Origin of the sequence: Metabacillus halosaccharovorans, assembly GCF_002019635.1 — a bacterium.
GTDB lineage: Bacteria > Bacillota > Bacilli > Bacillales > Bacillaceae > Metabacillus > Metabacillus halosaccharovorans.
On sequence record NZ_KV917371.1, the window covers coordinates 2,764,109 to 2,776,982 of the forward strand.

At 35.9% G+C, this 12,874-nt stretch carries 15 protein-coding genes; 12 read left to right on the top strand and 3 right to left on the bottom strand.

Going from position 1 to position 12,874, the window contains the following annotated elements; genetic code table 11:
• Nucleotides 1-74: 74 nt before the first annotated feature.
• From rlmD to BK577_RS13380, 6 genes are all read left to right on the top strand, one after another.
• The gene (gene rlmD, locus BK577_RS13355) at nt 75-1,454 is read left to right on the top strand and encodes a 23S rRNA (uracil(1939)-C(5))-methyltransferase RlmD (RefSeq protein WP_078433238.1); all 1,380 of its coding nucleotides are present in this window, start codon (nt 75-77) and stop codon (nt 1,452-1,454) included.
• Nucleotides 1,455-2,344: 890 nt separating this feature from the next.
• Complete coding sequence (locus BK577_RS13360) at nt 2,345-2,623, top strand: type II toxin-antitoxin system Phd/YefM family antitoxin (protein ID WP_078433239.1); 279 nt, start codon at nt 2,345-2,347, stop codon at nt 2,621-2,623.
• Nucleotides 2,601-2,936, top strand: coding sequence for a type II toxin-antitoxin system RelE/ParE family toxin (locus BK577_RS13365; protein ID WP_078433240.1), 336 nt, complete (start codon nt 2,601-2,603; stop codon nt 2,934-2,936). Before BK577_RS13360 ends, BK577_RS13365 begins: the two co-directional genes overlap by 23 nt.
• Before the next feature lie 300 nt (nt 2,937-3,236).
• On the top strand, nt 3,237-4,202 hold the full coding sequence (locus BK577_RS13370; protein WP_078433572.1) for a tRNA dihydrouridine synthase: 966 nt from the start codon (nt 3,237-3,239) through the stop codon (nt 4,200-4,202).
• A gap of 223 nt (nt 4,203-4,425) precedes the next feature.
• Nucleotides 4,426-4,716: a hypothetical protein gene (locus BK577_RS13375; RefSeq protein WP_078433241.1), complete on the top strand. Its 291-nt coding sequence runs from the start codon at nt 4,426-4,428 to the stop codon at nt 4,714-4,716.
• A 23-nt stretch (nt 4,717-4,739) separates the two neighbouring features.
• Nucleotides 4,740-5,069, top strand: coding sequence for a DUF2085 domain-containing protein (locus BK577_RS13380; RefSeq protein ID WP_078433242.1), 330 nt, complete (start codon nt 4,740-4,742; stop codon nt 5,067-5,069).
• A 76-nt stretch (nt 5,070-5,145) separates the two neighbouring features.
• Here BK577_RS13380 and tatC read toward each other — a convergent pair whose 3' ends face one another.
• The 3 genes from tatC to BK577_RS13395 form a co-directional block, all read right to left on the bottom strand.
• Nucleotides 5,146-5,895 (bottom strand): twin-arginine translocase subunit TatC, encoded by a 750-nt coding sequence (gene tatC / locus BK577_RS13385; RefSeq protein ID WP_078433243.1) that lies wholly within the window; start codon nt 5,893-5,895, stop codon nt 5,146-5,148.
• 67 nt (nt 5,896-5,962) lie between these two features.
• Nucleotides 5,963-6,199: a twin-arginine translocase TatA/TatE family subunit gene (gene tatA, locus BK577_RS13390; RefSeq protein ID WP_078433244.1), complete on the bottom strand. Its 237-nt coding sequence runs from the start codon at nt 6,197-6,199 to the stop codon at nt 5,963-5,965.
• Nucleotides 6,200-6,229: 30 nt separating this feature from the next.
• Nucleotides 6,230-7,681: an alkaline phosphatase PhoX gene (locus BK577_RS13395; RefSeq protein WP_245823474.1), complete on the bottom strand. Its 1,452-nt coding sequence runs from the start codon at nt 7,679-7,681 to the stop codon at nt 6,230-6,232.
• 710 nt (nt 7,682-8,391) lie between these two features.
• On the opposite strand from BK577_RS13395, the gene BK577_RS13400 reads away from it, so the two are divergent.
• From BK577_RS13400 to BK577_RS13425, 6 genes are all read left to right on the top strand, one after another.
• Complete coding sequence (locus tag BK577_RS13400) at nt 8,392-8,973, top strand: CalY family protein (RefSeq protein ID WP_078433245.1); 582 nt, start codon at nt 8,392-8,394, stop codon at nt 8,971-8,973.
• Nucleotides 8,974-9,196: 223 nt separating this feature from the next.
• Nucleotides 9,197-9,760, top strand: coding sequence for a TasA family protein (locus BK577_RS13405; protein WP_169908236.1), 564 nt, complete (start codon nt 9,197-9,199; stop codon nt 9,758-9,760).
• Nucleotides 9,761-9,803: 43 nt separating this feature from the next.
• Nucleotides 9,804-9,986, top strand: a complete 183-nt coding sequence (locus BK577_RS13410) for a SipW-dependent-type signal peptide-containing protein (protein ID WP_078433247.1) — start codon at nt 9,804-9,806, stop codon at nt 9,984-9,986.
• A gap of 95 nt (nt 9,987-10,081) precedes the next feature.
• Nucleotides 10,082-10,639: a signal peptidase I SipW gene (gene sipW, locus BK577_RS13415; protein WP_078433248.1), complete on the top strand. Its 558-nt coding sequence runs from the start codon at nt 10,082-10,084 to the stop codon at nt 10,637-10,639.
• Nucleotides 10,640-10,833: 194 nt separating this feature from the next.
• Entirely contained in the window at nt 10,834-11,523 is a 690-nt protein-coding gene (locus tag BK577_RS13420; protein WP_078433249.1) for a response regulator transcription factor, read from the top strand.
• Complete coding sequence (locus BK577_RS13425) at nt 11,520-12,785, top strand: HAMP domain-containing sensor histidine kinase (protein WP_078433250.1); 1,266 nt, start codon at nt 11,520-11,522, stop codon at nt 12,783-12,785. The genes BK577_RS13420 and BK577_RS13425 overlap by 4 nt, the downstream gene beginning before the upstream one ends.
• The last annotated feature ends 89 nt before the right edge of the window (nt 12,786-12,874 follow it).

Consider the following 12,874-nt stretch of genomic DNA (forward strand, 5'->3'; position numbering starts at 1 on the left):
TAACAGCCAGGTTTTTTACTTTCACTGGACTATGATAAAATAGTGTAAATTATTGTACGTAAAGGAAGAACGACATGTCAAAAATTCAAGTACCTGTTGCAAAAAATGAATACTACGATGTTACCTTTGAGGATTTAACACATGAAGGTGCAGGCGTTGCTAAAGTGGACGGCTTTCCCATCTTTGTTGAAAATGCTCTGCCAGACGAACGAGCAAAAATAAAGGTCATCAAGGTGAAAAAGGGTTTTGCCTTTGGCCGGTTAATTGAAACTTATGAACAAAGTAAACATCGTACAAACGCACCCTGTCCCATCTACTCACAATGTGGAGGATGTCAGCTCCAGCATCTTAGTTATGAAGGACAACTTGGCTTCAAGAAAAGGCAAGTTGAACAGGTTTTATCACGAATTGGGAAACTGGATTTAACAAAAGTTCATGTACATCCTACATTAGGAATGAACGATCCCTGGAACTATCGAAACAAAGCACAGGTCCCAATTGGTGAACGTGAAGGTGGACTTGTAGCGGGCTTTTATCAGAAAAGAAGCCATGACATTATCGATATGGAAAGATGTCTCATTCAGCAAGCTGAAAATGATGATATTGTACAAGCTGTAAAGAATATATGTGAAACCTATGGAATCCGGGCATATAACGAGGAAAAGCACAAAGGCTGGCTGCGTCATATTATGGTACGCTATGGCCTTGTTACAAAGGAAATGATGGTTGTATTTGTTTCGAAAACAGCAGATTTTCCTCATAAGAATGACATTATAAAGGAAATAACAACTCAATTTCCGCAAGTAAAATCAATCGTGCAAAATATTAATAACAAGCGAACCAATGTTATTTTTGGTGACGAGACGAAGGTGCTTTGGGGAGAGGAATATATTTACGATAAAATCGGTGACGTGAAATTTGCCATTTCAGCCCGATCTTTCTATCAAGTGAATCCGGAGCAAACAAAAGTCTTATATGACAAAGCTCTTGAATATGCCGGTTTAAATGGTGAAGAATCTGTCATCGACGCTTATTGTGGAATTGGGACAATTTCATTGTTTCTGGCTCAAAAAGCAAAGCGGGTTTTTGGTGTAGAAATTGTACCTGAAGCAATTGAGGATGCGAAGAGAAATGCCGAGCTGAATGGAATGACAAATGCTGAGTTTGCTGTTGGTGAAGCGGAGGTTGTTATTCCGGAATGGTACAAGCAAGGGAATACGGCAGATGTCATTGTTGTGGATCCTCCTCGTAAGGGATGTGATGAGGCGCTGTTGAAGACCATTATAGAGATGAAGCCTAAGCGTGTTGTTTATGTGTCTTGTAATCCCGGGACGTTGGCAAGGGATTTGCAGGTGCTTGAGTTAGGCGGATATGAAACGGTTGAGGTGCAGCCGGTTGATATGTTTCCGCATACGACACATGTGGAGTGCGTGGCGCAACTCATTTTAAAATAAGGCAACTGCCCTTCAGTGGCATTGCCTTTTTAAGAGTCATATAAGAGATTAACAATGCTTTATTTAAAATGGACAGTGCAGTCATATTCACAAGTAATCTTTTCAACCAGTGAATGAAGAATTGTTGGAGTTACATCATTTAGATGATGCAAGGCATTTTCATCTGCTTTGTCGTTACCTCGATTATTAATCTTATAATTGTTATTTTACGTACTAAAAGAATTTTTTAATTTGAGAAATGATTTTTGTGAAAAAACTAGTGGAAAAAGAGTGTGGGTATTGTAAAGTTGAAATTACTGGGAGTAATTGCAGTGTGAGAGGAACCAGTATCAATAATCATATCGTCATGTGAAATATTAGTGAATCTATAATTTTTATTACGCACTATACAAAGTAGGAAGGAATATGAAAAACTTTGGAGAATAAAGTAAAAATAGATTGATAAGGAGGTTGTAGATGATTTGAAACATGAATAAATTCGGTAATTAGGAAGGGTGTGATAGGCCATCTGTATAAATTTCTTATGTTTCAACTTGCTTTTTAGTGCAGTTCAAAATATTTTTTTAGTAACTCCTGAAAAATCCCACTGAATGAACCTACCCCTATATGTTTTACCTTTAATACCAAAAATCCAACAGAGCCCCGTTAATCTCAAAACTAATAAGTTACTACCAAAGTGTCTCACTATTACTACCGGTGAATTCTTCTCCCGATACTATCCCGAAATGTTAAAAATGACAATTGAACATTTAATCAAAAATAAAATTAAGCTCCCTTGATCAATTAGTGATCTTTATTAGAATTGTTGCATTGTCATATTGTTCACCTGGTATATAAAATTAGAATAATGTTATAATATAGTTAGAATAATGTTATCTAGGAGGATGCACATGAATATTAAGCCTTCAACAACAATCCGTCAAGATTATAACGGGTTTTCAAAATATTGTCATGAATTGGATGAACCAGTAGTACTAACTCGAAATGGTGAAGCTGATTTGGTTGTTATGAGTCATGAAACTTTCAGAAGGATGGAAGCCCGGAATAAATTACAATCTAAGCTTTTGGTTGCAGAAAAGCAGGTTGCGGAAGGGGCAGAATTAATAAACCATGAGGATGTAATTGAAATCATTCGGAGAAAAATCAATGCAGCAAAAGAATCAAATTAAATATACACCTGCTGCAATAGATGATATGGATGAGATTTTTTCCTATATTTCACAAGATAATGTAACTGCCGCCGAAAGTCTCCTTGAAAATCTAAATTTTCAAATAGGGTGCCTTGCTGCCTTTCCTCATTTAGGTACCGTACTTTCTGAAGAAAAATATACTCTTATTGAGCGGGGATTTCGCTTTATAGTCGTACATCCGTATTTGATTTTTTACAAAATTATGGATGATATAATTATTATTTATAGAATATTACATGGGAGAAGAGATTATCTTCGTGAATTATTTGATGATTTCCAAAATGGAAGATAAATATTTTAAGTGGCTGTTACCCTATGAAAAAATAAGATAAAATTATTTCTCTATCGAAAGCCAGCCAGCACCCTCTGAGTTTCGACACACACTCATTTTAAAAGGGTCAACCAAAAAATCCATAACAAACCCTTGCCTCATTCTGCTATTCCTATAGATAATGCATTTCCATCACCCTACTCCCTGACGTTTGATAAAAAGTGCTTAAGCATGGTATAAGTGTAATTGGACATATTACTTTTTAATCTTGGGATAAGGGTTTGCCTTGGCACCCTGTAATGAGAGGATTTGAATTTGAAGATGATCGATAATTTTTGGCGTGAATTACCACGACCTTTTTTTATACTAGCACCAATGGAAGAAGTGACAGATGTTGTTTTTCGCCATGTAGTGAGTGAAGCAGCAAGACCTGATGTGTTTTTTACAGAGTTTACAAATTCGGAGAGTTATTGTCATCCAGAGGGGAAAAAAAGTGTTCGTGGTCGTTTGACTTTTACAGAGGATGAACAACCGATTGTAGCCCATATATGGGGGGACAAGCCTGAATACTTCAGGCAAATGAGTATTGGTATGGCGGAACTTGGTTTTAAGGGAATCGATATCAACATGGGTTGTCCTGTGCCTAATGTGACGCAACACGGAAAGGGAAGTGGTCTTATCCTCCGTCCGGAAGTTGCTGCAGAATTAATACAAGCAGCAAAAGCAGGAGGATTGCCTGTAAGTGTAAAGACAAGACTTGGATTCACGGAAGTAGACGAATGGCACGACTGGCTGGCACACATATTGAAACAAGATATTGCTAATCTTTCCATCCATCTACGTACAAGAGACGAAATGAGCAAAGTACCTGCTCATTGGGAGCTAATTCCGGAAATTAAGAAACTTCGTGACGAGGTGGCACCAGATACACTCTTAACGATTAATGGGGATATCCCAGACTACCAAACTGGCTTAAGGCTTGCTCAGCAATACGGTATTGATGGAGTTATGATTGGGCGTGGTATTTTCCATAATCCATTTGCTTTCGAAAAGGAGCCGAAAGAACATAGCAGTAAGGAATTGCTTGATCTCTTAAGGTTGCATATGGATCTTCATGATAAATATTCAGGTTTAGAGCTGCGTCCGTTCACGGCTCTTCATCGATTTTTTAAGATCTATGTCAAAGGTTTTCGAGGGGCAAGTGAATTAAGAAATCAATTAATGAGTACAAAGTCAACAATGGAAGTGCGTGCATTGCTTGATAACTTTAGGTCAAAAGAATCCTGATGGCATGGGGGAACAGTAACCCTCATATAGGTATGTAACATAACTCACTTTTAAGATAGGCAACGAACCTAATTCCAGGTTGTTGCCTTTTAATCTTTCTAAAATTTATAACCTGGATATATTTATTTAATACTGCTAAATATTTCAAATGATTTTATAATAGAAGTAAACAATTACTGGAAAAATTCATCGCATTAATGAATTTACTATGTTGGAGGAAACTATGTTTTTCATTGGTCTAACTGTATTTCTAATATTGCTTATAGCGGGTATTGTTCTTCTTATAGAAGCTTCTTATTTGATTGGAAGTATTTTATTAGGATCAGCCATTATATTATTGATTTTTTTAATTAGGTATTATCGAAAAAGAAATCATAAGAAAGAAAAGAGTAGTTCGGATTGTACAGACTGTAACTCGGCAGCAATTGATTGTCCGGATTTCTCTTTGATGAAAAAAATGGATTGTGATTGTGATGGAGATAAAGGCTTTGATTGTGACTGTAGCCCAAATTAATTGTCAGCTTGGGAGGAAAAACAATGAATGAAATTTTATACATAATCCCATGTCATCGTTTGCCTGAGAGGTGTTTTCATTTTAAAGGGAAACCTATGAATCTTTGTGCTAGATGCTTTGCCATGTTGCTTGGCTATATGTGCACTCCGGTTGTTGTAGCTATTCATATGGTTCTTCCTTTTTGGATTTCAATTATTATGGCAATTCCACTATTAATTGATGGATTTACACAAAGATGGGGCTGGAGGCAAAGTTCAAACTCTATTCGTTTTATTACTGGAATTCTATTTGGTATCGGTCAATCAATCTTAATATCAACTATTGTTTGGACTATTGTCCAGTATGTTAATTGAATAAAGAAATATTGCCTCTTATATGCATCAGGTGTAATCAATCATCAGAGGGGAATATCCCCCAGCTGATGGTTGATCACACTTTAAAAGCCGTATCATTAGGAGAGACATTCGATTCTGAAGCTAGTCTTTTTCGAAAAACAACTTTGCTTAAGGTAACACTTAATTCGTACAAGAGCAGTAAAGGAATGATAACTAAAACGTCTGATATAAAATCAGGAGGGGTTATTAAAATCGAAATAACAATCAGAGAAAAATAGGAGATTTTCCGCGCCTTTACTAGTTTTTTTGGATTAATAATTCCTAACTTTGTTAAAAACATGATAACCGCAGGCATTTCAAATAAAAAACCAAAAGGTATTGTCAGATTGAACATAAACTTAAAGTATTTTTCGGCTGTAAAGAAAGTTGCAAATTGATCATCAATGAGTCCTGTTAAAAATGAGAGGACAATCGGAAACAGAATTAGGTAACCAAATGCAATCCCGATAATGAATAGAAAAAATAAGGCTGGAATAAAGGCTAAAGAGTGTTTTTGTTCCTCTTTAGTAAGCGCAGGTTTGACAAACTGCCATATTTGGAATGCTGCAATCGGAATCGTGGCAGCAATAGCCATTACCCCGGCAATCATCATGTAAATCCAGATGATATCTCCAGGCCCCAGTAAAGCTAATTTACCGTCAAGATCTTTCACTAAAAATTGATAAATATCCTTCACAAAAATAAATGCTACTATAAAGGAAAGAACAAAAGAAATACTTGTGATGATTAGGCGTTTACGTAATTCATCTAAATGGTCAATGAGTTTCATTTTAGTTTCTTCCATAAATAAACTCCTTTTACAAGTGAACGATGTAGGCGAATTTAAATTATGCCTACATCGTTCAGTTTGTTTAACTACCGGTCTTACTGTCTGTTTTTTCAATTCCGACTAACTTATTTTTTTCTTTAATAGAATTCTTTTGTTCTTGATCATTATCTCCGTTTACCAGATCATTGGTTGCCTTTTTAAATTCTTTTAATGTGCTTCCGAAAGCTCGTCCGATTTCAGGTAATTTGGAAGGACCAAAAATAATCAAAGCGATGACGAGAATGAGAATAAGACCGGGTATTCCAATGTTAGATAACATTTTTTCACCTCCAGATGAATTTTGGTTTGATTAAAGAATAGGCATTCCATGACGCTCTAGTGCTGCTGCTTCTAAACGGGACATTCCTTGCTCTTCAGCAAAAGTAAGAAGCTTGTCAGAAACAGCTGGTGCTAAAGATGCTGGTGGTGCGGCAAGTCCCATTGCACGTTGGCGCGCAGTATTTCTGCGAGCGAAAGGTCCCCAGATCGCAAAGGTAATCCCAGGTGTTTGCATATTTACGAAGAACGTTTTTCCATCTGGTGAAAATGTAGGTCCTGCGAACTCAGAACCGTTCATCATATTTTCTGCAAATGTATAAATAGTGCCTTCTGGTGTTAATCCGACGATGCGGTCATTTCCGCCGCCATCTTCTGCAATCCAAAGGTCCCCCCATGGAGTGATCGTGATATTGTCAGGCATTTCTAATTCATTTTTTTCAGTAGATTCATAGAAAAGCTCAAGTGTATTTGTCGCAGGGAAATAGCGATACACACGTCCAAGTTCTTTAGAGCCGGCACTTGTGTCATCAAACCAAAATGTTCCCGCAGAAAAATAAGCTCCTTCTAAGCGGCTAAATTGAATGCAGCCTAAATCCTTGGCATCCTGTTGTGCGCGCTCCGGGTTTAGTTTTTTCCAGACGATACCAAACTTCTGTCCGCTGTTTAGCTGACTAGGTGAAGAGGTTGAAATTTCATCAATCGCTGCTGCTTCAAGAATTCCACCCTTTTGAAGTGAACCAAGCGTTTGGCTGCGGTCATGCGGAGTAAATCGATACAGGAAGCTTGGGCTGCTATCTTCTGTTAAATACCAAATGCCGGTTGAAGGATCCACAGCGCATGCTTCATGTGAGAAATAGCCCATATCACGTATAGGTGTTTTCGACATTTCGTTCTCAGGATCTAATGGATTTACTTCAAACACAAAGCCATGGCCTAATTCGCGTGTTTCTTCACACGTTAACCAAGTGCCCCAAGTAGAAGCGCCACCAGCACAGTTACGGATTGTTCCTGAGTTGCTTACATACTCATCAATGACTTCTCGGTCAGGTGTCACAATCAGAGTTGTCGTACCGCCAGCAGCTCCTTTGCTCCAAGGATTTTTTCCGTTTACAGGAAAATCAGAGTTTGTTCCATTCTCATGGTTACGGACAAGGATCGTCGTATTTTTCTCACCTTTATATGCGGCCATTCCATCAAGCATAGCAGGAACTAAGTCTCCGTTAGGCATTGGATCTCCTGTTTTTGAAATGATCCGATATTGAAATCCTCTTGGGAGATCAAGAATTCCATTAGGATCCTTTACTAATGGACCAAAACCTTCAAATCCGCTGGTTGCTTTCCTTGAATTACTTGCTGCTGCAAAACTCTCAGGTCCTCCTGTTAATGACAATACTCCAGTTGCTCCTAGTGTTAATGCAACAGTACTCATTCCACCGACTTTTAAGAAATCACGTCTGTTCAATTCGTTTTTCCCCAAATTCACCACATGTTCCTCCCTACTATTTTTTGAGGATGTCAATCATCTATGAAACTAGCTCTAGTAGAAAAGTTAACAGGAAATTATAAAGGGTATGTTAATTTAATGTAATTTCCTAAAAAACTATGAACTTGTTCCTAAAGTATGTAGTAATGGAAGATAAAGAATAAGTTTTATTAGTCATTTAGTCGTAATGAGGTCATGTTAATTCATTATTACGTACTATAGTAGGGAAAAAGAAAGGGATGAAGTACTAAGTATTTAGTATAGGAACGACAAAATAACACATTTAGAATATTAATGTTTTATTAAAAATGTAAATGCTATGTGAATAAACGACAACTTTTGAGAAAACAGTCTATTTGAAAGTAAATTTAATGTAAATATTATTTACTAAAAATTAACATAAAATGGAATATATTATGGTATCTGGAGAAAATAGAAGGAAATAGGAGAAACTTGTCTATAAAATAAATAATTGTCAGTTTTTGAGGTTTTTCAAGTAAAAATAGATTTCTTTATAATGCAGGGTGTGTTGTTCTTTATTTAGCGTATTCATTCTTAAAAAAGAACAATGGATGGTTAACTAATAGTTATCAAAAGGAAGGGAGCTCACTCACCGTACACCTAGAGCCAGATGTCAATTAGTTGAGATGGAAATGGTAGATTTGATCGTGTCTTTAGAATCTTAATATGATTATGGGGAGGAAATGAAAATGAGTATTAAGAGTAAATTAGGTTTAGGTGTAGCAACAGCAGTTTTGGGGATGGGATTGATCGGTGGAGGTACGTTCGCCTATTTTAGTGATACAGCAGAAGCTAGTAACACTTTTGCTGCAGGCACGTTAGATCTTGCAGTAGATCCTGAGGTAATTATTGATGTGGATGACTTAAGTCCTGGGAGTTGGATGATTCGTGCTTTTGATCTAGTAAACAATGGATCACTTGACATCTCTGAAGTTCTCTTATCGACAAGCTATGAGGTTGAAGATGCAAAAGGAGACAATACAGATGATTTTGGTAAACATATTCGAGTGAATTTTCTTGAAAACAGTGATAAGAGTGAAGAATATGGCCCTAATGATATTATTTTTTCAACAACTTTATATGAATTACAACAAATGACTCCAGATGCTGTTGAGAAAAACGTAATTGGATTTGAAAATGAGGGCAGTGGATTACCGGCTGGAACGCAAGACACAATGTATGTTGAGTTTGAATTTGTGGATAACGGTGAAGACCAAAATCAATTTCAAGGGGACAAATTAAGTCTCAATTGGTCTTTTGAAGCTAGATAATATTTTTATTTAAGTAGAAAGGGAGAGAAGCTCATTCTCTCTCTTCTACTATTTTAATACTATCAGAAAGTATATGAATTTTATGGATGATAGTATAAGAAAAACTAAGCTTTCGCCATTAGGACTTGGCGACAAGCCAAGTTTTTCTAATATTAAAATACTATGAGTCTTGTATTCATCATGAGATTAACAAAGTGAAAATCTTATGTGTGGAGGAAGTAAAATGAGCCTTAAAAGAGATATAGCATTAAGTTTCGCAACAGCAGCACTAGGGTTAACTTTCATATCTGGAGGTACTGTTGCTTATTTTAATGATACAAAATTAACAAATAATACGTTTACAACCGGATTATTAGAACTTGGGATGAATAAAGATACCATTATCCAAGTTGAAGACATAGTGCCGGGGGATACAATGAATGGTAATTTTGTCCTTACTAATGATGGTACAGTTAATATAAAAGAAATCATTTTACATTCTTCTTATGAAGTCATTGATAAGGGGAAGTCAAATCAAGATGATGATTTAGGTGATCATATAAAAGTGAAGTATTTATATAACGTAAATACTAGGGAAAGAGTTGTGGTCGAAAAAACGTTATCTGAATTAAAAGATAATCCTAAGCAAATTTTGAAAGAATTCCCTGTTGGAAATAAAGAAGAGAAGTTTGCCGTTCAATTTCAATTTATAGATAACGGCGAAGATCAAAATCATTTTCAAGATGATGAATTATTACTCAATTGGAATTTTGAGGCTGTACAAAGAGATGGGGATCCTGATCTCTAAAAGAGAGCAACTAAGTTTGAAATGAAGTAAGGTGGAGATCATTTTGAAGAGTTACCGCACTATAGTAATTATAAAAATAATGTTTATATGGTATTTACTGATAGTGTCAGCTGGATTTTTAACAACAAGTACGGTTGCATATTACAGTGACCAAAAGCAAGCAAACGGAAGTCTGACAATTGGTACTTGGGAAAGTGAAGAAAGTGAACACCAAAAGGAAGACTGAGAAAGAGATTGAAAGAGCTAAGGAAAATGGAGAAGAACAAGAAATACAGTCAGAAAGTGGAAAACATACTACTGACGAATAGGAGGGAGATTGAGATGAATTTTTTAAAATGGGTGAATCGTATTGTTACGTGTATATTAGTGCTTTTACTAGTCAGTGTAGCAGGACTCGTGCTTTCCACAAAACTTACTAATGGCGAACCATCGGTATATGGCTACCAGTTAAAAACAGTACTGTCAGGGTCAATGGAACCAGGGATTCAAACAGGATCAGTTATTGCTGTGAAGTCAGTTAACGAAGATGAAAGGGAAAACCTTCAAAAAGGGGATGTTATTACATTTATAGAAGAGAATAGACTTGTTACCCACCGAATAGTTGAAGTTAGACAGACAGACAGCCGTATTCAGTATATGACAAAGGGGGATAGTAATAATGCACCAGATACAAACCCTGTTTTAGCTGAAAATGTTGAAGCAGTGTACAATGGATTTACTATTCCTCATTTGGGTTATTTCATAAATTTCGCCCAGTCTCCTAATGGGAGTATTTTATTTATGATCATACCTGGCATTTTGTTACTGGGGTACTCTATATGGACTATATGGAAAACGTTGAGACATTTAGAAGATAAATATAAAAACAACCCAATCTAAATAAAAGATTGGGTTTGTTTTATAATGTAAAAACTCTCCATGTCACATGACAAGTAATAACTGCTCACCGGGTATTTATGAATACAGACTTACACTTCGTTCATGCCAAAAATTTACACTTTATTAACCGAATGTAATGTATAATTTATCTTATCCTTACCAAACAAGGATAATCTTTTTCTAGGGGATTTACGATGAAAGTAGATTGTTTGATTGTTGATGATGAGATTGCTTTAGCTGAAACGACTTGTGAATATTTTACAATGTTTGAAGTTAAAACGGCATTTGTTACTAGTGCTGAAGAGTGTGAACGTTTTTTGGAGGAACATGAACCTTCTTTGATTCTTCTTGATATTAATCTTGGGAATTCTTCTGGATTTGATTTATGTAAAAAATTGCGTCAAACAACACAGGTTCCGATTTTATTTATAAGTGCGCGTTCCAGTGATGACGATGTATTGATCGCTCTTAACATAGGCGGAGATGATTATATACAAAAGCCTTACACATTAAGTATTTTACTAGCAAAAGTAAAAGCAGTACTCAAAAGATATGGCAGTGGTTTTAACAGCCAACAAGATGTTCTAGAGTTTGGGCAGATCCAAATTGATACAAAGCTGCACCGTGTAATAGTAAATGGTGTTGTTATTCAACTGAAAACGATGGAGTATAAGCTTTTGTCTTATTTGGCGAAAAATAAAAATCGTATTATCACAAAAGAAGAATTGTTTCAGCATGTATGGGGAGATTCTTTTGTAGGGGATGGGACCCTAAATGTACATATTCGGCATTTGCGTGAGAAAATTGAACGTAATCCTAATAAACCACAATTTATAAAAACTGTATGGGGAACAGGATATGTTTTAGAGGATAGCGGCCGATGAGAGTAAAGCTGTTAATTGTGACCATTTTAATTGTATTCAGTGCGGGTGTTGTTTTCTCCTTTATCTTAATTAAAAATAAACGTATTTCTGAAGCGGATGTTGTAGCCATAAATGATGTGGTTAAAAAGGTTGAGGAAAACTGGGGGCAAGTGGGTGAAGAAACGTTTCACAACAGTGATATAAAACACCCATTTGCTATTATCGATCACTCGGGAAACTTGATTTATCAAACACCAGACAATCATTTTATTGACCTATATGGTTCCATAAAAAATAAAGACACAATGATAGATTTGAAGAAAAGTAACGAGATTGTAGGGAAGATCATTATCTCCAATAACGAACAAGAAATCATGGAGGAAATGAAAGATGAACTGATTACATCCATAAGTTTGATTATTGGTGTATTAATGCTTTTTAGTATTCTTTATATGATTTATATTTACAAAACATTTTTAAAACCATTTCAGCAGCTTCAACACTTCGCAGCAGGTGTGGCTAGAGGAAATTTGGATATCCCTTTAAATATGGAGAAAAACAATTACTTTGGTGCATTCACGGAAAGTTTTGATTTACTGCGTGAAGAACTTGATGCTGCACGGCAAAGAGAATATGAATCAAATCGTAGTAAAAAAGAGCTTGTGGCCACATTAAGTCATGATATTAAAACACCTGTTGCTTCGATCAAAGCAATTAGTGAATTAATGCTTATGCAGGCAAAAGATGATAAGGTGATGAAGCAAGTGAATACGATCTATTCAAAAGCAGAGCAAATTGACTTACTTGTTACCGATATGTTTCATGCCACATTAGAGGAACTTCAACAATTAAAATTAACAGTAAGTGAAGTATCGAGCGAAGTACTTGTTGATATGATTGAGAATGTTAATTATGATGATCGAATTGTCTATGATCCAATTCCAGCATGTATTATTTTAACAGACCCTTTGCGGATGCAGCAGGTAATAGACAATGTGATAAGTAATTCATATAAATATGCAGGGACAAAGATCACAATTACATCTCAAATTCATAGGGATTTTCTCGAACTTCATATCATAGACTACGGTTCAGGAATTAGTGAAGAAGAATTACCTCTGTTATTCAATAAATATTATCGAGGAAAAAATGTCGAAGGTAGGAATGGTTCAGGACTGGGTCTCTATATATCAAAGTACTTTATGGAAAATCTGGATGGCCAAATTAGCTGTTATAACCGAAGAGATGGTTTTACAGTAGTTTTGAAAATCAAGCTTGCATGATAATTAAGAATTAGTTAAGAATTGCACAAAGATTTACTAAGAACTCATTTTGTATGATAAGACTGTAAGCTTCATTACAGTCTTTTTTT

Bases quoted from the DNA above. Each gene is read 5' to 3' on its own strand.
- sipW (WP_078433248.1), top strand. From the start codon at position 10,082: ATGAATTTTTTAAAATGGGTGAATCGTATTGTTACGTGTATATTAGTG.
- BK577_RS13380 (WP_078433242.1), top strand. From the start codon at position 4,740: ATGAATGAAATTTTATACATAATCCCATGTCATCGTTTGCCTGAGAGG.
- rlmD (WP_078433238.1), top strand. From the start codon at position 75: ATGTCAAAAATTCAAGTACCTGTTGCAAAAAATGAATACTACGATGTT.
- BK577_RS13420 (WP_078433249.1), top strand. From the start codon at position 10,834: ATGAAAGTAGATTGTTTGATTGTTGATGATGAGATTGCTTTAGCTGAA.
- BK577_RS13365 (WP_078433240.1), top strand. From the start codon at position 2,601: ATGCAGCAAAAGAATCAAATTAAATATACACCTGCTGCAATAGATGAT.
- BK577_RS13370 (WP_078433572.1), top strand. From the start codon at position 3,237: ATGATCGATAATTTTTGGCGTGAATTACCACGACCTTTTTTTATACTA.
- tatC (WP_078433243.1), bottom strand. From the start codon at position 5,895: ATGGAAGAAACTAAAATGAAACTCATTGACCATTTAGATGAATTACGT.
- BK577_RS13400 (WP_078433245.1), top strand. From the start codon at position 8,392: ATGAGTATTAAGAGTAAATTAGGTTTAGGTGTAGCAACAGCAGTTTTG.
- BK577_RS13360 (WP_078433239.1), top strand. From the start codon at position 2,345: ATGAATATTAAGCCTTCAACAACAATCCGTCAAGATTATAACGGGTTT.
- BK577_RS13375 (WP_078433241.1), top strand. From the start codon at position 4,426: ATGTTTTTCATTGGTCTAACTGTATTTCTAATATTGCTTATAGCGGGT.
- BK577_RS13425 (WP_078433250.1), top strand. From the start codon at position 11,520: ATGAGAGTAAAGCTGTTAATTGTGACCATTTTAATTGTATTCAGTGCG.
- tatA (WP_078433244.1), bottom strand. From the start codon at position 6,199: ATGTTATCTAACATTGGAATACCCGGTCTTATTCTCATTCTCGTCATC.
- BK577_RS13405 (WP_169908236.1), top strand. From the start codon at position 9,197: ATGAGCCTTAAAAGAGATATAGCATTAAGTTTCGCAACAGCAGCACTA.